The sequence below is a fragment of the Saccharothrix luteola genome (genome assembly GCF_020859565.1).
GTDB classification, from domain to species: domain Bacteria; phylum Actinomycetota; class Actinomycetes; order Mycobacteriales; family Pseudonocardiaceae; genus Actinosynnema; species Actinosynnema luteola.
In genome coordinates this window covers 66028-85745 of record NZ_JAJHUO010000023.1, presented here as the reverse complement: position 1 = coordinate 85745, position 19718 = coordinate 66028, and the positions used below count along the sequence as shown (strand labels likewise).

The 19718-nt window shown below is 72.7% G+C and carries 18 protein-coding genes; 10 read left to right on the top strand and 8 right to left on the bottom strand.

Translation table 11 applies throughout. From position 1 onward, the window contains the following. Positions 1-66 precede the first annotated feature (66 nt). Positions 67-1311: a uracil-xanthine permease family protein gene (locus LNK82_RS30030; protein ID WP_230570243.1), complete on the top strand. Its 1245-nt coding sequence runs from the start codon at positions 67-69 to the stop codon at positions 1309-1311. A gap of 1 nt (position 1312) precedes the next feature. Here the strand turns inward: LNK82_RS30030 and LNK82_RS30025 are convergent, their stop codons facing one another. Genes LNK82_RS30025 through LNK82_RS30010 form a run of 4 tightly spaced genes read right to left on the bottom strand, consistent with a single transcriptional unit; the run spans position 1313 to position 4595 of the window. Further along, on the bottom strand, positions 1313-2335 hold the full coding sequence (locus LNK82_RS30025) for a quinone-dependent dihydroorotate dehydrogenase (RefSeq protein WP_230570242.1): 1023 nt from the start codon (positions 2333-2335) through the stop codon (positions 1313-1315). Positions 2336-2345: 10 nt separating this feature from the next. Beyond that, a complete protein-coding gene (locus LNK82_RS30020; RefSeq protein WP_230570241.1) occupies positions 2346-3140 on the bottom strand; it encodes a DNA-formamidopyrimidine glycosylase family protein in 795 nt (264 codons plus the stop codon). After that, complete coding sequence (locus tag LNK82_RS30015; RefSeq protein WP_230570240.1) at positions 3127-3762, bottom strand: LysE family translocator; 636 nt, start codon at positions 3760-3762, stop codon at positions 3127-3129. Before LNK82_RS30015 ends, LNK82_RS30020 begins: the two co-directional genes overlap by 14 nt. Continuing rightward, on the bottom strand, positions 3759-4595 hold the full coding sequence (locus LNK82_RS30010; RefSeq protein ID WP_230570239.1) for a ParA family protein: 837 nt from the start codon (positions 4593-4595) through the stop codon (positions 3759-3761). Before LNK82_RS30010 ends, LNK82_RS30015 begins: the two co-directional genes overlap by 4 nt. Before the next feature lie 34 nt (positions 4596-4629). Here LNK82_RS30010 and LNK82_RS30005 point away from each other — a divergent pair, with 34 nt between their 5' ends. From LNK82_RS30005 to LNK82_RS29995, 3 genes are all read left to right on the top strand, one after another. After that, a complete protein-coding gene (locus tag LNK82_RS30005; RefSeq protein WP_230570238.1) occupies positions 4630-5352 on the top strand; it encodes a class I SAM-dependent methyltransferase in 723 nt (240 codons plus the stop codon). 78 nt (positions 5353-5430) lie between these two features. Further along, on the top strand, positions 5431-6021 hold the full coding sequence (locus LNK82_RS30000; RefSeq protein ID WP_230570237.1) for a sigma-70 family RNA polymerase sigma factor: 591 nt from the start codon (positions 5431-5433) through the stop codon (positions 6019-6021). 195 nt (positions 6022-6216) lie between these two features. Further along, the gene (locus LNK82_RS29995; RefSeq protein WP_230570236.1) at positions 6217-6828 is read left to right on the top strand and encodes a sigma-70 family RNA polymerase sigma factor; all 612 of its coding nucleotides are present in this window, start codon (positions 6217-6219) and stop codon (positions 6826-6828) included. Positions 6829-6834: 6 nt separating this feature from the next. Here the strand turns inward: LNK82_RS29995 and LNK82_RS29990 are convergent, their stop codons facing one another. Beyond that, the gene (locus LNK82_RS29990) at positions 6835-8166 is read right to left on the bottom strand and encodes a glutamine synthetase family protein (protein WP_308257314.1); all 1332 of its coding nucleotides are present in this window, start codon (positions 8164-8166) and stop codon (positions 6835-6837) included. A 36-nt stretch (positions 8167-8202) separates the two neighbouring features. On the opposite strand from LNK82_RS29990, the gene LNK82_RS29985 reads away from it, so the two are divergent. From LNK82_RS29985 to LNK82_RS29960, 6 genes are all read left to right on the top strand, one after another. Then, positions 8203-9303, top strand: coding sequence for an amidohydrolase family protein (locus LNK82_RS29985; RefSeq protein WP_230570235.1), 1101 nt, complete (start codon positions 8203-8205; stop codon positions 9301-9303). 38 nt (positions 9304-9341) lie between these two features. Continuing rightward, positions 9342-10625, top strand: a complete 1284-nt coding sequence (locus LNK82_RS29980) for a DNA polymerase IV (RefSeq protein ID WP_230570234.1) — start codon at positions 9342-9344, stop codon at positions 10623-10625. Between the two features lie 97 nt (positions 10626-10722). Further along, positions 10723-11364 carry a Crp/Fnr family transcriptional regulator gene (locus LNK82_RS29975; RefSeq protein ID WP_230570233.1) on the top strand — a complete coding sequence of 214 codons (642 nt, stop codon included), beginning with the start codon at positions 10723-10725 and terminating at the stop codon, positions 11362-11364. An 84-nt stretch (positions 11365-11448) separates the two neighbouring features. Beyond that, entirely contained in the window at positions 11449-11706 is a 258-nt protein-coding gene (locus LNK82_RS29970; protein WP_230570232.1) for a hypothetical protein, read from the top strand. 180 nt (positions 11707-11886) lie between these two features. Beyond that, positions 11887-12816 carry a hypothetical protein gene (locus LNK82_RS29965; protein ID WP_230570231.1) on the top strand — a complete coding sequence of 310 codons (930 nt, stop codon included), beginning with the start codon at positions 11887-11889 and terminating at the stop codon, positions 12814-12816. 1270 nt (positions 12817-14086) lie between these two features. Beyond that, positions 14087-14470: an SCO2097 family morphological protein gene (locus LNK82_RS29960; protein ID WP_033437744.1), complete on the top strand. Its 384-nt coding sequence runs from the start codon at positions 14087-14089 to the stop codon at positions 14468-14470. Positions 14471-14673: 203 nt separating this feature from the next. On the opposite strand, the gene LNK82_RS29955 is transcribed toward LNK82_RS29960, so the two are convergent. The 3 genes from LNK82_RS29955 to LNK82_RS29945 are packed head-to-tail and all read right to left on the bottom strand — an operon-like array spanning position 14674 to position 19543. After that, positions 14674-17136 (bottom strand): transglutaminase TgpA family protein, encoded by a 2463-nt coding sequence (locus tag LNK82_RS29955; protein ID WP_230570230.1) that lies wholly within the window; start codon positions 17134-17136, stop codon positions 14674-14676. Further along, the gene (locus LNK82_RS29950) at positions 17137-18402 is read right to left on the bottom strand and encodes a DUF58 domain-containing protein (protein WP_230570229.1); all 1266 of its coding nucleotides are present in this window, start codon (positions 18400-18402) and stop codon (positions 17137-17139) included. Between the two features lies 1 nt (position 18403). Then, positions 18404-19543: an AAA family ATPase gene (locus LNK82_RS29945; protein ID WP_230570228.1), complete on the bottom strand. Its 1140-nt coding sequence runs from the start codon at positions 19541-19543 to the stop codon at positions 18404-18406. Between the last annotated feature and the right edge of the window lie 175 nt (positions 19544-19718).

Below are 19718 nucleotides of genomic sequence, written 5' to 3'. Positions count from 1 at the left end.
ACTTGGCGTGGCAGGATCCCTGGGTCGGACAGCGTGGTCCGTCCTGGTCGCCGGGGAGGTCATTGAGTGGCGTTGTGGACCGTGCGCGGTGATGGCCGCCCCATCGACGGTGACGCCGTCGCGCCGCAGGAGCGGCTGACCTGGCCGCGCACCATCGGGTTCGGCGCCCAGCACCTGGTCGCGATGGCAGGCGCCACGATCCTCGTACCCGCCACCACCGGTCTCCCGGTCAGCACCACCCTGCTGTTCTCCGGTCTCGGCACGCTGCTGTTCCTGCTGATCACCCGCAACCGCGTGCCCAGCTACCTCGGCGCGTCGTTCGCGTTCATCGCGCCGCTGTCCGCCGCCCGTGACGAGGGCATCGCCGCGCAGCTCGGCGGCGTGCTCGCGGCGGGCCTGCTGGTGATCATCATCGGGGTCGCGGTCAAGGCGCTCGGCGTGCGGCTGCTGGAGGCCGTGATGCCGCCGGTGGTGACCGGCGCGGTGGTCGTGCTGATCGGGCTCAACCTGTCCCATCGGGCCACCGACTCGTTCGCCCAGCAGCCGCTGCCCGCCGTGGTCACGATGGGGATCATCCTGCTGTGCGGCGTGCTCGGCCGCGGCTCGTCGTTCCGCTTCTCCGTGCTCATCGGGGTGGTCGTCGGGTGGGCGCTCGGCTTCTGGCTCGGCCTGGTCGACACGGCCGCGGTGGGTCGGGCCGCCTGGTTCGGGCTGCCCGAGTTCCACGCGCCGGAGCTGCGGCCGTCGGTCACCCTGCTCGTGCTGCCGGTGGTGATCGTGCTGGTCGCGGAGAACGTCGGCCACGTCAAGGCGATCGGCGCCCTGACCGGCCGCAACCTCGACGGCAACGTCGGCGACTCGATCATCGCCAACGGCGTGTCCACCGCGCTGGCCGGTGTCGGCGGCGGGTCGGGCACCACCACGTACTCCGAGAACATCGGCGTGATGGGCGTGACCAAGGTCTTCTCCACCGCCGCCTACGCCGTGACGGGGGTGGCCGCGGTGCTGATGGCGTTCTCGCCGAAGATCACCGCCGTGCTGTCGACCATCCCGGCGGGCGTGGTCGGTGGCGCGACGCTGGTGCTGCTCGGCCTGATCAGCCTGGTCGGCGTGCGGGTGTGGATGGAGAACCGGGTCGACCTGACCAACCCGGGCAACGCCCTGGTCGGCGGCGCGGCCCTGGTCGCCGGGGTCGGCGACCTGACGCTGGAGCTCGGCGACATGGAACTCGGCGGCCTGGTCTGGGGCTCGCTGCTCGTGGTGATCCTGCACCCGATCCTGCGCTGGCTCCGGACCGCCCGGAAGGCCTAGTTCACCTCACCACCCGGTTGATGCGGTGCACCAGCCCGGGGCCCTCGTAGATGAACGCGGTGTAGAGCTGGATCAGGCTGGCGCCCGCGTCCAGCATCCGCTTCGCGTCGTCCGGGCTCGCGATGCCGCCGACACCGATGATCGGCAGCTTGCCGTCGGTCTCCCGGCTCACGAACCGCACCACCTCGCGGGCGCGTTCGGTCAACGGCCTGCCGCTCAGCCCGCCCGCCTCGTCCGCCAGGCGCCGGTCGGCGGGCGCGAGGCCGTCGCGCGACAACGTGGTGTTGGTCGCGATCAGGCCGCTGACCTCGTGCGCGGCGCACACCTCCAGCAGTTCGGCGATCGCCTCCTCGGTCAGGTCGGGCGCGATCTTGACCAGGATCGGCTTGCGCGGCTTGGACCCCGCCAGGTCGTGGGCGGTGGCGTTGAGCGCGGACAGCAGCTCGGTCAACGCGCCGCGGTCCTGGAGGCTGCGCAGACCCGGCGTGTTGGGCGAGCTGATATTGATCGCGAAGTAGTCGCCGTGCCGGTAGAGCGCGCGCAGGGACGTCCGGTAGTCCTCCACGGCGTCCTCGACCGGCGTGATCTTGGACTTGCCCAGGCTGATCCCGAGCGGCACGGACAGCGGGCCGAGCCGGTCGAGCCGGTTGGCCAGCTCCAGCGCGCCGTCGTTGTTGAAGCCCATCCGGTTGATGATCGCCTCGCTGTCGCGCAGCCGGAACAGGCGCGGCTTCGGGTTGCCCGGCTGCGCGTGCCGGGTGACCGTGCCGACCTCGACGAACCCGAACCCGAGCGCGGCCCACGCGGGCAGCGCCCGGCCGTTCTTGTCCAGTCCGGCGGCGAGGCCGACCGGGTTGGGGAACCGCACGCCGAAGACCGTGCGCGGCGAGGCGGGCTTGCGCTTCACGAGTTTCGCCGCCGGGCTCAGCTTCGCCATCACGCCGAGCGTGGTCTCGTGGACCCGCTCCGCGTCCCCGCCGTGCATCCGGAACAACGCCTTGCGCACCACGCTCTTGTAGACCACGGCGGTAACCCTAAGCGATCGGCCCTGGCTGGCAGCGCGGGCACCAGTACGCGGGACGCTCCAGCACGCCCGCGCCCTGCCCGCCGACGCGCACCTTGGTCCCGCAGCGCAGGCACGGCTTACCGCCCCGCTCGAACACCCAGTGCTGCCGCCCGCGTCCCATCAGGCCGGTCGTGCTCTGCTCCGGGCGCCACGCGTTGGCCAGCAGCAGCTTGCGCGAAAGCCGCACCGCCTCCGCCGGGTCCACCGCCGACACCGGGCTCCACGGCGAGACCCCGAGCAGGAAGCACACCTCGGCCTTGTAGAGGTTCCCCACGCCCGCCACCACCCGCTGGTCGAGCAGGGCGAGCCCCAGTTCGCGGTCCGGGTCCGCGGCCAGCCTGGCGACCGCCTCGGCCGCACGTCCGTCGTCCCAGTCACCCAGCAGGTCCGGACCCAGGTGGGCCACCAGCCGCGACTCCTGGTCGGTCGGCAGCAGCTCCAGGTCGTGCAGCGCGAACCCCACCGCGACCCGGTCGGGCACCTCCAGCAGCGCCCGCACCTGGTGGCCGGGACGCTTCCACCGCTCGCCGGGCCGGTACAGGTGCCACGCGCCGTCCATCCGGAAGTGGCTGTGCAGGCTCAGGTCGCCGGAGAACCGGGTGAACAGGTGCTTGCCGACCGAACGCACCTCCAGCACGTCACGCCCGGCCAGGTCGGCGGTGGCCCACTTCGGGTGGCGGATCTCCCCGCGCAGGAGCCGGCGGCCGGCCAGCGCCTCGTTCAGGCGATGCCCGGCCAGGAAGACCGTGTCACCCTCGGGCACCGCTGTCGAACGCCATCTTGAGGCCGAACCCGACCAGCACGGACGCGGTCAGCCGCTCGGTCCACCGCCGCACCGCGGGCTTCGTCAGCACGACCACCGCACGCCCGGCGAGCCACACCACGACGATCTGCCACACCTGACCGATGGCCACGTGCACGCCGACGAGCAGCGCGCCCCACCCGGCCGACGCCTGGTCGGACGGCAGGAACTGGGGGAGCAGGCTCAGGTAGAACACGCCGATCTTGGGGTTGAGCAGGTTCGTGGTGAACCCGATCCGCAACGCCTGCGCGGGCGTGATCGCCAGGACGTCGGCCGGCCGGTCGACCGTGCCGCCGCGCCACGACTTCCACAGCGCCGATCCGCCGAGCCACAGCAGGTACGCCGCACCCGCGTAGCGCACGACGTCGTAGGCGAATTGAGACGCCACCAGCAGCGCGGTCAGCCCGGCGATGCTCGCCGCGCCCCACACCAGGCAGCCGAGCGTGGTGCCGAACCCGCCGACCAGTCCGGCCTTGCGCCCGCCGCCGAGCACCATGCGCAACAGCATCATGGTGTCCAGGCCCGGCGTGATCGTGAGCAGGACGGCGGCGACGGTGAACGCCAGGAGTGCGGTCGTGCTCACGCGTCCACCGCTTCCTCGATCTCCTCGTCGTTGAAGTCGTGGTGCACGGCCCTGCGTCTGCTCCGGCTGATCCGCAGTATCCGGGCCAGCAGCAGGTTGAACGCCAGCGCCACCTCACGCGCGCCCGGCGTGCCCCACTCGTGGATCGGCATGCACGCGCCCTGCGCCTGCTGCACGGCGAGCCGGTCCGGCAGCGCCACCGGCATCACCAGCGGCCCGAAGATGTCCCGCAGCTCGTCGATGCGGAACTGGTGCTCGTGCGACCTCGGCCGCACCCGGTTCACCACCACGCCCAGCGGCTGCAGGTCCTCGTTGTGCTCACGTTCTGCCTGCACCGCCTCGAACGCCCGCTGCACGCCCGCCACCGCGAACATCGTGGGCTCCGTCACCAGCAGCGCGCGGTCCGCCGCGACCAGCGCCGACCGGGTCAGCTGACCGAGCGACGGCGGGCAGTCCAGCAGCACCAGCTGGTAGGGGTCCTCGTCGTCCTGCAACAGCCGCAGCGCCTCGCGCAGCCTGCCGAGCCGCGTCTCGCCCGGGTCCGGGTGGTTCAGCGACTCCGCGTCCTCCGAACCGGCGAGCACGTCGACGCCGTCGCCCCACGCGCTGGGCGCGATCGCCTTGTCCACCGTGTCGCGGCTCGGGTCCTGGAGGACGTCGTAGACGCTGGCCTCCGTGTCATCCGGTTCCAGCGTCGAGGTGGCGTTGCACTGTGGATCCAGGTCGATGACGAGCGTGCGGACGCCACGCCGAAGCGCCGCCGACGCGAGACCGAGCGCGACCGTCGTCTTCCCAACGCCACCCTTGAGGCTGAGCACCGCCACCGTATGCACGTAGTGCAGCCTACGGCCCTTACGCTCTACGTCCATGCGACCGGACGCCGTACACAGGGTGCTCGACGCCGAGCTGACCGCCGCGCGGGACCGCAGGGGCGGTGAACCGCCGCGCGTGCTCGACGTCGGCGGTGGCAGCGGCGTGTGGGCCGTGCCGCTGGCCGTGGCCGGGTGCACGGTGACGGTGATCGACCCGAGCCCCGACGCGCTGGCGACGTTGCACCGCCGTGCGGCCGACGAAGGCGTGCTGGACCGCGTCACGGCGGTCCAGGGCGACACCGACGCGTTGGACCGGGACGCCTCGGCGGACCTGGTGCTGGCGCACGGCCTGCTGGAGGTCGTGGACGACGTCGGCGCCGCGCTGGCCGCGCTGGCCGCCGCCGTGACCCCGGGCGGCGCGGTGTCGTTGCTGGTGGCGAACCGGTACGCGGCCGTGCTGCACCGGGCCATCGCGGGCCGGCTGGTGGACGCGCGGCGACTGCTGGACGACGAGGCCGGTCAGCTCGTCGGCACGCGCGACCCGCTGCTGCGCCGGTTCGACGTGGCCGGGCTCGAGGCGTTGGTGGTGGCCGCGGGGCTGAAGGTGGAGCTGGTCCAGGGCCACGGCGTGGTGTCCGACCTGGTGCCGGGGTCCGTGCTGGAGGCCAACCCGGGCGCCGCGGAGGCGTTGGCCGAGCTGGAACTGGCCGCGTCGACCCGCCCGCCGCTGCGCGACGTGGCCGCCCGGTTGCACGTCATGGGCCGAAAGCCGGCCTGAGTGGGGTAGAACGGAGTCCTCCGCCGCCTACCGCAGAGGACCCGCCATGGGAGACCCGCACTTAGCCGGGGCCGGCTGATGGCCGCCACCGCGCCCGAGGACCTGGAAGACGAGGTGCGCGCCGCCGTCGCCGGCGACCGCCGGGCGGTCGCGTCGCTGCTGGCCGCCGTCCGCCCGCTGGTGGTGCGGTACTGCCGCGCCCGCGTCGGTGGGCAGGAGCGCTCGTCCACGTCGGCCGACGACGTGGCCCAAGAGGTGTGCCTGGCGCTGTTGACCGCGTTGCCGACCTACAAGGACCACGGCCGGCCGTTCCTGGCGTTCGTGTACGGCATCGCGGCGCACAAGGTCGCGGACGCGCACCGCGCGGCGCTGCGCAACCGGGCCGAGCCCGTGCCGGAGGTGCCCGACGGCCCGGACGACGAGCGCGCGGGCCCGGAGCAGTCGGCGTTGCGGGCGGAGCTGGCGCAGCGGATGGGCGAGTTGCTGCGCCTGCTGCCGGACAAGCAGCGGGAGATCCTCGTGCTGCGGGTGGTGGTCGGGCTCACGGCCGATCAGACCGCCGCCGCCGTCGACGCCACGCCGGGCGCGGTCCGGGTCGCGCAGCACCGGGCGCTGACCCGGCTGCGAAGAGAGTTCGAACGGCCCTTGATCACGCAGCGCATCCGATAGCGGGTTGCTACTAGTCCGATCGGGGACCAAACGCGGCCATTCGGGGTAACTTCTTGTGAGTCGCGTCATCCCCGTGTGCGGCCGGCGTCGCGTTCGCATGTGCCCCCGAGGGGCGTCCAGCGCGCGGACGCCAAGGAGCTCGCGATGGCGGCGATGGTGGTTGGTTTGTCGGTTGTTCCGGGACTCAGGTCGGTGATGTCGGTGCAGTGCGAGGACGTCGCGTCCTCCTCACCGGCACGGGTGGAAGGGGGACCGGAGGCGTACGTCGAAGGGGCGGTTCGCGGCGAACGGCGGGCGGTCGACGCGTTGCTGGCCGCGATCAGGCCCGTGATCGTGAAGTACTGCCGGGCCAGGGTCGGGCACGGGCAGCGGGCGTCGGCGTCGGCGGAGGACGTGGCCCAGGAGGTCTGCCTCGCCGTCCTGAAGGCGTTGCCCAACTACCGCGAGCAGGGCCGGCCGTTCATGGCGTTCGTGTACGGGATCGCGGCGCACAAGGTCGCCGACGCGCACCGCGCGTCGGCGCGCAACCGCGCCGAGTCCGTGCCGGAGCTGCCCGACAGCGCGGGCGTCGAGCCGGGGCCCGAGCAGCGGGCGTTGCAGGGCGAGCTGTCCGAGCGGATGGGTCAGCTGCTCGGCGTCCTGCCTGCCCGGCAGCGGGAGATCCTGGTGCTGCGGGTGGTCCTCGGCATGTCCGCCGAGGAGACCGCCGAGGCGGTCGGCTCGACGCCCGGCGCCGTGCGGGTGGCCCAGCACCGGGCCCTGACGCGGTTGCGCAAGGCGTTGGACGAGGCCAGGCACGACGCTTGACGGCGGTCAGTGCCGCCAGCGGGTCAGCGCGGCGACCTCCTCCGGTGGGCAGTCGGCCAACCGGGCGATCTCGCCGCGCCGCACGTCGGCGATCGTCGCGGCGAACTCCGCGCCGAACGCCTCGGTCAGCGCCTCGTCCGCCTCGAACGCCGCCACGGCGTCCTCCAGGCACGTCGGCAGGCGCTCGGCCTCCGGCAGCGCGGCCGGGTCGACCCCGACCGGCTCGGGCAGCCGCGCCTGCTCCACGATCCCGGCCAGGCCCGCCGCCATCGTGGCCGCCACCACGAGGTACGGGTTCGCCGACAGGTCGTAGCACTTGACCTCCAGGTCGCGACCCGCGACCAGGCGCAGCGCCGCCTCCCGGTTCTCCAGGCCCCACACGGCGAACGCGCCCGCCCAGTGCCGCGGCACCAGCCGCAGGTAGCTGGCCACCGACGGCGCGCCGATCGCGCACAGCGCCGGCAGCCGGCGCAGCACACCCGCGGCGAACGCGTCGGCGTCCTCGGTCAGCCCGAACCAGCTGTCGCCGTCCGCGAACAGGCTGCGGCCGTCGCGCCACAGGCTCAGGTGCAGGTGGCCGCCGTTGCCGACGCCGTCGGCGGTGACCTTCGGCGAGAACGACGCCCGCAGGCCGTGCCGCAGCGTGATGGCCCGGATCGTCTCCCGCACCAGCACCGACGTGTCCGCCGCGTGCACCGGGTCCTCGGGCGTGGTGGACAGCTCGAACTGGCCCGGCGCGTACTCGGGGTGGAACTGGAGCACCTCGACGTCCTGCTCGGCCAACGCCGACAGCAGGTCCGCGGCGTAGTCGGACAGCTCGACCTGGCGGGCGTGGCCGTAGGCGGGGCCGGTGGTGGCGGGCCGGAACTCGTCGGTGTCGCCCTGCCCGACGACCCACTCCACCTCGAAACCCGCCTGGACCTCGTAGCCGTGCACGGTGAGCCGGTCGGCCACCGCCCGGGCCAGGCCGCGTTCGTCCTGCGGGTGCGGCTCGCCCTGCTGGTCGAGGCGGTCGGCCGGCGCCCACGCCCAGCCCGGCTGGCCCGCGAGCACGGTGAGCCGGTCCAGGTCCGGGTGCAGCCGCAGGTCGCCGACGGGCCCGCCCGCGTGCCGCCCGGCGACGATCGTGTCGTCCAGCAGGAACGCGTCGAACACCGGCGACGCGCCGACACCGTCCGCGGCGGCTCTGGGCAGCCCCGCGAGCGGCACGGACTTCACCCGCGTGATGCCGCTGTGGTCGACCCAGGTCAACGCGACCGCCACGACGTCCTGCTCCAGCAGGTCGTCCACCATCTCGGCGGCCAGCGCACGTCGGTGTTCCCGCTCCGCGGTGTCCATCGTGCGTGGTTACACCAGGTCACTACTGTTCAACAAGTGGACCATCTGCTGCCATGCGTGGCGTCGTTGCGCCTCGTGGACCACCACTGCCACGGGGTGCTGGGCGTCGACCTCGACCGGGACGGCTTCGAGTCCAACCTGACCGAGGCCGAGTCCGCGTCGCCGTTGGGCACGTCGTTGTTCGACTCGTCGGTGGGGCTCGCGGTGCGGCGCTGGTGTGCGCCTTTGCTGGACCTGCCGGTCCTCGCGCCCGCCGACGAGTACGTGGCGCGGCGGCGGTCGTTGGGCGCCGCCGAGGTGAACCGGGCGCTGGTGTCGGCGGCGGAGATCTCGACGTTCCTGGTGGACGACGGGGTGTGGCCTGAGGGCTTCGTGGGGCCGGCCTCGTTCACCGGTTCGCGTGAACATCGCGTGCTGCGGCTGGAGCGGGTGGCGGAGGACGTCGTGCCCGAGGGCGCCTCGGGGTTCCCGGCGCGGGTGCGGGAGGTGCTGGACTCGTCATCCGCGGTCGCGGCCAAGTCGATCGCGGCGTACCGGGTGGGGCTGGACCTCGACCCGGCACGGCCGGCGGACGCCGAGGTGGTGGCGGCGGCCGACCGGTGGCTCGGATCCGGCTCGGCGCGGTGCGCGGACGAGGTGATCAGCCGGTTCCTGGTGTGGGAGGCGCTGGACCGGGGGCTGCCCGTGCAGTTCCACGTCGGCTTCGGGGACGCGGACCTGTCGTTGCACGAGTGCGACCCGGCGCTGCTCACGGGCCTGCTGAGGGCGACGGCGCCGATGGGCGTGCCGATCATGCTGCTGCACAACTACCCGTTCCACCGCAACGCCGGTTACCTGGCGCAGGTGTTCCCGCACGTGTTCGTGGACCTGGGGTTGGCCACGCACTCGGTGGCGCACCGGGCGAGCCGGGTGCTGGCGGAGGCGTTGGAGATCGTGCCGTTCGGCAAGTTCCTGTTCTCCACCGACGCGTTCGCGCTGGCCGAGCTGTACTACCTCGGCGCGTTGTTCTTCCGCCGCGCGTTGTCGGACTTCCTCTCGGCCGGTCTGCGGGACCATGCTTTCGCCCTGGCGGACGCGGAACGGATCGCTCACCTGATCGGGTGGGAGAACGCGCAGCGGGCCTACCGCTTGGAGTAGAGTCTCGAACGGGTGTTCGGGTCAGGACGGGGGTGGTCGTGGGCCGCAGCGCGAACCTGCCGCGCGGTCTGGTCGATCGCTTCCTCGCCCGCGGCGACGTCTGGCCGGACGACACCGGCTGCTCGATGCTGCACGTGGACATGGACGCCTTCTACGCGTCGGTCGAGATCCGCGACCGGCCGGAGCTGGCGCGCAAGCCGGTGGTCGTGGGTGGCACGGCGAACCGGGGCGTGGTCGCGTCGGCGAACTACATCGCCCGCGAGTTCGGCGTGCGCTCCGCCATGCCGACCTCGCACGCGCGCAGGCTCGCGCCGCACGCGGTGTTCGTGCCGCCGAACTTCGCCCGGTACCAGGAGGTCTCGCGCGGGGTGATGGCGATCTTCCGCGACATCACGCCGCTGGTGGAGCCGCTGAGCCTGGACGAGGCGTTCCTCGACGTGAGCGGGGCGTTGAAGCGGATGCGCGCCACCCCCGGCCGGGTCGCGAAGCTGATCCGCGAGCAGGTCGAGGAGGCGTACGGGATCACCTGCTCGGTGGGCGTGGCGCCGACGAAGTTCCTGGCCAAGCTCGCGTCGGGGATGTGCAAACCGGACGGGTTCATGGTCGTGCCGCGCGACGAGGTGCTGTCGTTCCTGCACCCGTTGCCGGTGTCGGCGCTGTGGGGCGTCGGCAAGCGGACGGCCGAGAACCTGGACCGGGTGGGGTTGGAGACGGTGGCGGACGTGGCCGCGACTCCGTTGCCGCGCCTGCGCAGGTTGATCGGCGTGGCGTTGGCCGAGCACCTTCACGCGCTGGCGCAGGGGCACGACGACCGGCCGGTGGTGCCGTCCACGCGGGAGAAGTCGATCGGCGCGGAGGAGACTTTCGAGGTCGACCACTTCGACCGGGGGTTGCTGCGCCGGGAGCTGCTGCGGCTGTCGGAGCGTTCGGCGGCGACGTTGCGGTCGAGGGGGCTGCGCGGGCGCACGGTGTCGATCAAGGTGCGGTTCTCCGACTTCACCACGATCACCCGGTCGAAGACGTTGCGGGTGGCGACGGACGTGACCCAGGAGGTCTACAAGACGGCGTCGACCCTGCTGGACGAGCAGGTGCCGCCGGGCGCGGTGCGGTTGATCGGCGTGCGGATCGAGCAGCTGGTCGAGGGTGACGACGGCGAGCAGTTGATGTTCGACGCGCCGGAGCGCGGCTGGCGCGAGGCGGAGCAGGCGGCCGACCAGGCGCGGTCGCGGTTCGGCACGGCGGCGATCCGACCGGCCTCGCTGCTGGGCCAGGGGCCGACCAGGTCGGGGCACGACGAGCCCAAACCGGAGCGCGGCGACTGATCGCGCGTTCGGCTTCCCGACCCCGTTGCCCGCGCCGTTCGGGTGGTCGCGGGCCTGATCGAGGGCTCGCGCGTCGATCACCCGGCACAGTGGGGGCGTGGATCGGTTCTGGGGTCTGCTCACGCCCTCCGAGCACGAGGTGCTCCTGGCGACGGGTGTCGAGCGCGACTACCCGTCCGGCGCCGTGGTCTGCTACGAGGGCGAGGTGACCCGGCACGTGCTGGTCGTGCGCCGAGGTCTGCTGCGGGTGACCGCGACCACGGCGAACGGCAGCGAGAAGGTGCTGGCCGTGCGTGGGGCGGGTGACATCGTCGGTGAGCGTTCGGCGGTGGACGGGCGGCCGCGTTCGGCGACCGTGCGGGCTCTGGGCGAGGTGCGGGCGCTGGTGCTGTCGGCCGCTTCGTTCGCCGGGCTGTGCCAGCGGTACCCGCGCATCGCGTGGTCCGTGCTGATCGTCGTGGTGTCGCGGCAACGTGACACGGACCGACAGCGGGTGCAGATCAGCGGCACGGCCACGCAGCGCGTCGCCGCCGTGCTCATCGACGTGGCGTTGCAGCGGGGGATCGCCGACCAGGGCGCGATCGCGTTGAGCCAGGAGGAACTCGCGGGCATCGCGGGCACGTCGCGGGAATCGCTCGTGCGGGTGCTGCGCGGGCTGCGCGAGGAGGGCATCATCAGCACCGGGCGGAGGAAGATCGACATCCACCACGTGAGCCGGCTCTACGACTTCACCAACTGATTTCCCCTTGTGCGTCATCTGACGCAGAACTCGGGCGGCGGAACTCGTACAAATGAGTCATCAGCCGAGTTCAGAGGGGGAGTCATGAACCACATCGAGGAGCCTGCCAGGTCCCGCCGGCGGTTCACCGAACGCCTCGCGAGCACTCTCGTCTTCACCGCCGTCATGGTGTGGGCGGCCGTGGTTGTCGTCGTCAAGTCCGAGCTCGACGGCGTGGTCGCGCTCGCCGTCTCGTTCGTGCTCGCGGGTGGCCTGGTCGCGGTCTACGACGCCTGGCGCGAGGTCCGCTCCGTCCGCCGCGAGCTGGACGTGGAGATCCACGAGGACCTCGTCCGCCTTTGAGACCACGCGGTGGCCAACGAGGGGTGGCCGCCGTTCGCTGAGGCCTTCCGCAGACGGTCGGGTCTGCGGAAGGCCTCCTTTTCGTCCGGTTCGCCGTCGAGTTGTCCACAGCCCGTCGAGTTGTCCACAGTTCGCGATCTCCCCATCGACCACCCCACCCGAACCGCCGATGGTGGACACATGCGAACCACCATCGACCTGGACGCCCTGGGCGGTCTCTTCCCCCACCGCGTCGCCACCGCGTCCGAGCTCCTGAGCCTGGGCCTGCCGAGCGGGGAGCTGGCTGTCCGCTGCCGGCCGCGCGGCCCGTGGCAGCACGTCCTGCCGGGAATCCTGCTCCTGGCTGGGACACCGCCGACGCGTGCGCAACTGGTCCGCGCGGCGCTGCGCTACGGCGGCCCGCACACCCTGCTCACCGGCGTGGACGCGCTGCAACTGCACGGCCTGCGAGCCCTGCCCGCCACCGGCCCGGTCCAGATCCTCGTCAACCGCGCCCTCGAACCGGCCGCGAAGGTCCGCATCACCCGAGTCCGCCGTTCACCCGACCCGGTCCTGCGCCGAGGCTTCCTGACCGCACCACTGGCCAGGGCCGCCATCGACACCGCGAAGGCGCTGAACCAGCGTGACGACATCCGGGCCGTGCTGACCGAGGTGGTGCGCCACGGCGGAGTCCCCGTGGCCGAGCTCAAGGCGGGACTCGCCAGGTCCTCGGAACAAGCCAGACAAGTCCTCTCCGAACTGGCCGACGGCGTGCGGTCGGTCCCCCAGGCCTGGGCCAAGGCGGTCCTGGACGACCTCCCCCTGCCACCACCGACCTGGGGCGTCCCCCTGGCCACCGCGGAAGGTCGTCCGCTGGGCATCGCCGACGCCTGGTGGAACGACCGCGCCCTCGCCTGGCAGTTCAACACCCCGACCCCCAGGACCGACCTCCTCAAAGCCGCCGGCGTCGTCGTCCTCCACACCACCCCCACCCGCCTGCGCCAATCACCGACCGCCGTGGCCCAGGACCTGCTACGCGCCTCCACCCAAGCCACCACCCGCCCAAGGCCCTTGATCACCGCAACCCACCTCCCAACCCCAAGGAGGCCCCAACCCCCACCCCACCTCTAACCCCAACCGCCCACACCCACTCCGCACCCCACGACGACCAACCCACACCACCCATCCATCGGCCACTCATCCGCCAGCCGCGCCTCCGAACCGGCGGCCACCCAACCTCCCAACCGCCGCTGCCGCCCCGACCACCAAGGGCCGACCAACCATCTGCGGCAATCCGATCACGCGCGGCCAACCCCGACCGACCGCAGCCCAACCGAGCCGCCGCCCCAACCGCCCAACACTCCAGCCGCCTGGGGCCGACCCAGCCGCCTGCGGCCGACCCAGCCGGCCCAGCCGCCTGCAGCCGCCCCCGACCGCCTGCAGGAACCCGGACCGATCGCAGCGACCCCGCTCGCCTCAACCCGCCGCCGTACACCTCGACTGGCCACGGCCGACCACCGATCGCCCGGCTGCCGCCAGCCCTTGACCGCCAGCCCCGACCGCCAGCCCCGACCGCCAGCCCCGACCGCCAGCCCCGACCGCCAGCCCCGACCGCCAGCCCCGACCGCCAGCCCCGACCACCGACCCCGACCACTGACCCCGACCCCTGACCCAGATCCACCCGGCGCGCGCCCGGCCCGTTCTCATCCTCGGCCTGCCGACCCGACCCCCACCCCATGCCGACCCCGAACGAAAGGAGAGCAGCGTCCAGCCAACATGACCCCGCGCCCGTGACCCCGCGCCCGCCCGCCCCCAATTGGCCTCGACGCCCCAGCCAACGCCTACCCGCCGAACACGCAACGCAAGGTGGCGAACACCTAGAGCTAGCAAGGAGGTTCATGGGCCCCGGGGGTCGGTTCGTGGTTCCGTACCCGGCCTGCACAACCGCCCGCTGTCAGGTGTGGGGGAGGCGGACGCCGGTGACGGCTTGTGATCTTGGTCTCTACCGGCTAGGGCAAGAGGGTGCCAGGTCGGTTACAGAGCGTGCGCAGAAGGTTCGATTGTGGGGTGCGAGGAAGGGTGATGGGGTGCTGGCGCCCGCTCCGGGGCCGCAGTTGGGTAGTCGTAGGCCCTCGATCACCCTCGCAGGGGAGTGAACATCGGAGCTTTCTCAGGCCTTGACAGCTGACGCCGAGACGCCTTGTGCGACCTCACGGTGGTCTGACCGTTGACCCGTGAGGATGATGGTGACAGAACGAACCGCTTAGGGGCACGGACTGGGTAGTCGCCAAGCCTCGCGAATCGTATCCTGGTTGTGACGCCCCCCGGGCGGGGCGTCCGCCGGGACCGGCGGCAACCGTGATTACCCGGCGCCCGCGACCGCTGTGCCGGAGGAGGAGCCATGCCACTCTCCGAGCACGAGCAGCGACTGCTCGACCAGATCGAGCGCGCGCTCTACGCCGAGGACCCGAAGTTCGCATCCACTGTGCGCGGTGCCAAGCTGCGCAAGCCGTCCCGACGGCGTCGCATCCAAGGCATCGCGTTGTTCGCCGTGGGTGTGGCACTGCTGGTGACGGGTGTGATGTTGCCGAAGCTCGCTGGTATCCCGGTGGTGAGCGTGGTCGGCTTCCTGCTGATGTTCTTCGGCGTACTGCTCACCGTGACGACGTTGCGTCGTGGTGACCAGGGTGCCGAAGAGCCCAGCGAAGAGGGAAGCCGGCCCAGCCGCAGCTCGTTCTCACAGAAGATGGAAGAACGTTTCCGTCGCCGTTTCGAGGACGAGTAGTCCACGCGACAGCCCGATTGAACGACTGAACAACGCAGACGGCCCGCCCCGGGAACCTCCGGGGCGGGCCGTCTGCGTGCCTGCCCGACCAGGGGACCAGACCGAGACCCCCGGGCGTGGGGCCCGGTGCAAGTGACAGGCCGAGGGCCGGGGGAAGTTCCCCCGGCCCTCGGCCTGTCACACCATCGCTCAGCTTCCCCTGATCACTCGTCGGGGTCCTGCTCCACCGGCGGCTTCGGCTGGAGCACCGACCGGGGCAGGACCTTGGCCTTCAGCGCCAACGGCGCGTTGCGGCTCAGGCTCTGGCGCACGTTGTCCACCGCACCGGGCAGCGACGGGTCCGCCGCCGCCTGCGCGCTGTACCAGGAGCGCTCCACCGCGCCCACCACCGCACGCAGCCCGTCGCGCCCCTGCTCGTCCAGGTTGTGCGCCCGCACCAACCGCCGCGCCGCCACCCGCACGGTCTCCGTGCGCGGCACCCGCGTACCCCGGTCGACGGACTCCGCGACCAACTCCTGCCAAGCCGCACTCGCCGCATCCGGCCCCAACCCGGCCACCGCGCGCAACCGCTGCTGCCGCCGCCAAGTCCGCACGGCCGCGGGCGTCGCCACCGCCAACGCCACCACCAACACGACCGCCAACCACCACGACAGCAGCGCCACCGCCAACGCCAGCACGACCGCCCAACCCACCAACGCCGTCACCAACGCCGCCGGACGCAACCACCCCGCCGAACCCAGCCACCCCGCCGAACGCGACCCCGACCGCGCCACGCCGGACCACACCGCCACCGTCGCCAGCAACGCGAGCAGCCCCGCCACCCCGAGCGTCACGAAGTGCCACGTCGGCGTCGACTCCTCCGCCGACGTCGTCCCGTCCTGACCCAACGCGTCCGGCACGGCCGACGCGGACGCCGACGTGCCCGGAGCCACCGTCGTGGTCGTGGTCGCCGCCGCGCTCGCGCTGGGGTTGTCCTCCTCGTCGTCCGGGTTCAGACCGGAGATGTACGGCGGGGTCGCGCCCCGGCCGTCCACCAGGGGCGTCGGGTCGAACGTCATCCAGCCGTAGCCGGGGAAGTAGATCTCCACCCACGCGTGCGCGTCCTGCGAGGTGATCGTCTGCACGTCACCGGTCGCGTACCCGGCCGTGAAGCCGAGCGCCACCCGCGCCGGGATGCCGACCGACCGCGCCATGATCGCCATCGCCGACGCGTACTGCTCGCAGAACCCCTCCTTGCCGTTGAACACGAAGTCTTCCAACGCGTCGACCGACGTGCGCGTGTTCGCGGTCTGCACCTTGTACTCGAAGCCCTGCGTGCCGTCGGTGAAGTACCGGTACAACGCCGTCGCCCGGTCGAACTGGTTGTCGTGCCCGGCCACGATCCGCCGCGCCAACTCCGCCACCCGGCCCTCGACGCCCGGCGCCTCCAGGTACGCCGGGTCGACGTCCACCTGGCCGTCGACCTTCCGCAGCGTGTCCGCCGACGGCGTGTCGAACACCGTCTCCAGCGTGTACTCCCCGGACTTGCGCGGCCGGACGCTGTAGACCATCCCGCGCTCCGGGTCGAACCTCCAGTTGTCGTCGACCTCCTGGAGGCCGCGGGGTCGCCCGTACACCGGCAGCCAGTTGTCCACCCAGTTCACCGGCTCGATCCGGACCTCGGCGGCCGTGCCACCGCCCGGATCGCCGGGCTGCTCGGGCAGCGGGCCGTTCGCGGGCACGCCCTCCGGCATGTTCCCGCCCAGCTCCCAGCCCTTGTCCGGCACGTACTGGCGCAACGTCATCGCCCGCAGGTACGCCGAGGTGCCCGGCATGTCCCGCACCCGGAACAGCTCGCGCGGCGCGCCCTGGTTGAGCATGCCGCGCAGCTGCGTCATCGGGTCGATGCCCAGCCCGCCGTTGCCGCCGCCGACCTCACCGCCGGTGCCCGGCAGCCGACCGACCGTGCCGACCAGGGTCAGGCCCGCGCCGGCCAGCAGCGCGACCACCACGGCCAACCCGGCCACCGCCGTCGCCGCCGGTCCCGACCCGCTCTGCCCGCCACCGGGCAACCTGCCGCGCCAAGCCTCGTGCCGGTGCTGCCCGTCCACGGCCAGCAGCAGCGCGAACGCCCCCGCGCCGAACACGAACGTCCACAGGGGCAGCATCTCGTCGGCCAGCGACGCGGGCACGGCGAACACGCACAGCAGCACCAGCCCCGACGCCGCGGGCGCCGCCAGACCGACCGCCAGCGTGTCCACCAGGATCGCGACCAGCCCGATCGCCACCATCACCAGGCACCGCATGGCCGGGCTGTCCGGCACGGGCGGCACACCGGTCTGCACCTCGGTCATCGCGTCGCCGAGCACCGCCAGCAGGTCCTGCAAGGACTGCGGACCGGGCAGCACGACGAGCACGCCGCTGCGGGTGAAGATCGTCACCAGCAGGCACGTCAGCGCCAGCACCTGCCCGAGGGCGACCAGCGGCGCGGCGGCCCGCGTCGCGCGCAGCAGCACGCCCGTGCCGCCGACCACCGCGATCGCCACGGCCAGGTACACCAGCCACAGCACACCGTCGAGCACGCTGGACAACGCCGTCGCGGCGCACAGCGTGGCCAGCCCGGCGACCGCGGGTGTCGCGTTCACCACCCAGTTGTCGTTGCCCACCGCGCTCGTCCTGCCGGTCACCTAGCCCACCTCCGTGCGCACCACGGGGCCGCGGTTGCCCGCGCTGTGGCACAGCTCCTGCCAGACCTGGCCCATCGGCGTCGACGGCCGCGCCACGACCACGCCCCACCCCGCGCCGCCCAGCAACCGCTGCGCGTCGGCAGGGTCGGGCGCCGGCTCCTCGGACGCGGAACCCCACGCGGCGACGTCCATCACCACCGCCAGGCTGCGCATCCCGCGCGGCCGGTTGCGGACCAGCGCGTCCACCACGGCGGGCGTGCTGCCGCCGAGGATCGCGATCACTTCCTGACCCGCGCCGGGGTCCAACCCCGCGGCGGGCTCACGGCGGTGCGACGGCGTCAGCGCGGCCAACGCGTCCAGCACCACCGAGTCGCTGTACCCGCTGTTGCCCGGACCGCCCGCCAGCACCCGGCCGTCGTCGCCGACCAGGCGCACCTGGTGGCCGTACCGGTGCAGGTGCAGGCAGATCGACGCGGCCAGCGAGACCGCCCACTCCAGGCTCGCGCCGGGACCGCTGCCCCGGTGCGCGACCAGCCGGTGGTCCAGCAGCACGGTCGTGCCGCCGCGCCAGGGCCGTTCCTCGACCCGCACCATCAGCTCGTCCCGCCGCGCGGTCGAGCGCCAGTGCACCTTCCGCAGGTCGTCGCCGTGCCGGTAGGGCCGGACCACCGCGTCGTCCTCGCCCTGACCGGCGCGCAGCCGGATCGAGCCGTCGTCGCCGGAGCCCATGCCCGAGCCGGTGGGCAGGCCGGTCAGCCCGACCACCCGCGGCACCACGACCAGCCGGCTGCGACCCGCCATCTCGCGGTCGAACTCGGCGAGGCCGAACGGGTCGGTGATCCGCGCCATCAGCGGGCCCACCTGCTGGACGCCGCGCATCACCGGCTTGAGCGGGTACCGCAGCACGGTCACGACGTTGCGCGGCAGCCGTTCCACCACGAACCGCGGGCGCGCGCCCAGCGCGTACGGCACCGCGTCCTCCAGTAGCAGCCCGCCGGTCGGCAGCCGTCCGGCGCTGCGCAGCTCCACGCGAACGTCCGTCGCCGTGCCCACCTGGACGCGGCTGGGGTGCAGCAGCCGGGTCGCGTGCAGGCCGACCCTGGCCCGCTGCGCCAGCCAGGCCGCCAGCAGCGGCAGGGCCACCACGAACGCCGCCACGCGCAGCAGGTCGCGCTCGTTGAGCACGATCGCGCACAACCCGGCCGCGAACCCCGCGGCCAACAGGCACCGGCCCCGGGTGGTCAGCCCGGACAGGGCTCCGCGCATGTCAGCGGTGGTTGTTCGGGTTGACGTGGTGCAGGAACTGCCCGGTCGGGTCCAGCGCCGCCTGCGGCACCGGCACCCGTTGCAGCAGGTTGCGGACCAGGTCGGCCGACGACCGGCGGGCCGCCTGCGCCTCCGCGGTCAGCACCAGGCGGTGCGCCAGCACCGGCACGGCCACCGCGTGGATGTCGTCGGGCACCACGAAGTCGCGACCGGCCAGCGCGGCCTGCGCCCGTGCCGCCCGCACCAGCTGCAACGTCGAGCGCGGCGACGCGCCCAGCCGCAGCTCGGGCAGCCGCCGGGTGGCGCCGACCAGCTCCACCGCGTACCGGCGGATCTCCGGCGACAGGTGCACCCGCCGCACGACGTTGACCAGCCGCAGCACCTGCTCGGCGTCGGACACCGGCCGCAGGTCGGCCATCGGGTCGTGGCCCGCGTGCTCGTCCACCATCGCCAGCTCGGCCTGCGGGTCCGGGTACCCGATGGAGACCCGTGCGGTGAACCGGTCGCGCTGCGCCTCGGGCAGGGCGTAGGTGCCCTCCATCTCGATCGGGTTCTGCGTGGCGATCACCATGAACGGCGCGCCGAGCGGGTAGGTCTGCCCGTCGACCGTGACCTGGCGCTCCTCCATGCACTCCAGCAGCGCGGACTGGGTCTTCGGCGAGGCGCGGTTGATCTCGTCGCCCACCACGATGTTCGCGAACACCGGGCCGGGGCGGAACTCGAAGTCGTTGTCCTGCCGGTTGTAGATCGACACGCCGGTGATGTCGCTGGGCAGCAGGTCCGGGGTGAACTGGATGCGGCTCACGGTGCAGTCGATGGACCGGGCCAGCGCCTTGGCCAGCGAGGTCTTGCCGACGCCCGGCACGTCCTCGACCAGCAGGTGGCCCTCGGCCAGCAGGGTGACCAGCGCGACCCGGACGACGTCCGGCTTGCCGACGATGACCTTCTCCACGTTGGCGGCGATCCGCCCGACCGTGGCGTGCAGCTCCGCGAGCGCTTCTTCCCGGACCGGCGGCACGTGGTTGGTGTGCGCGGCGCGGTTGTCGGCCCCGCCGACGGGGTTCACCTGGTTGCCCGCCGGCGCGCCGCTGCCCCCGTAGGAGTGTTCTGGCAGCGCGGCTGGCTGTGTACTCGGAGTCACTCGACCTCCTGGAGCAGGGCGCGGCCCTACCGCGACCGGTTCGCGGTGGCGGTGAGCGTTTCACGCAGTGTGTCAAACCAGGGCGAAGCGCCCTACACCGATTGAACAGTTTCGTGCTCGTGGGTTCCACGGCCGGCCGAGCCGACCGGTTCACCGCACCCCACCACCATTCCCC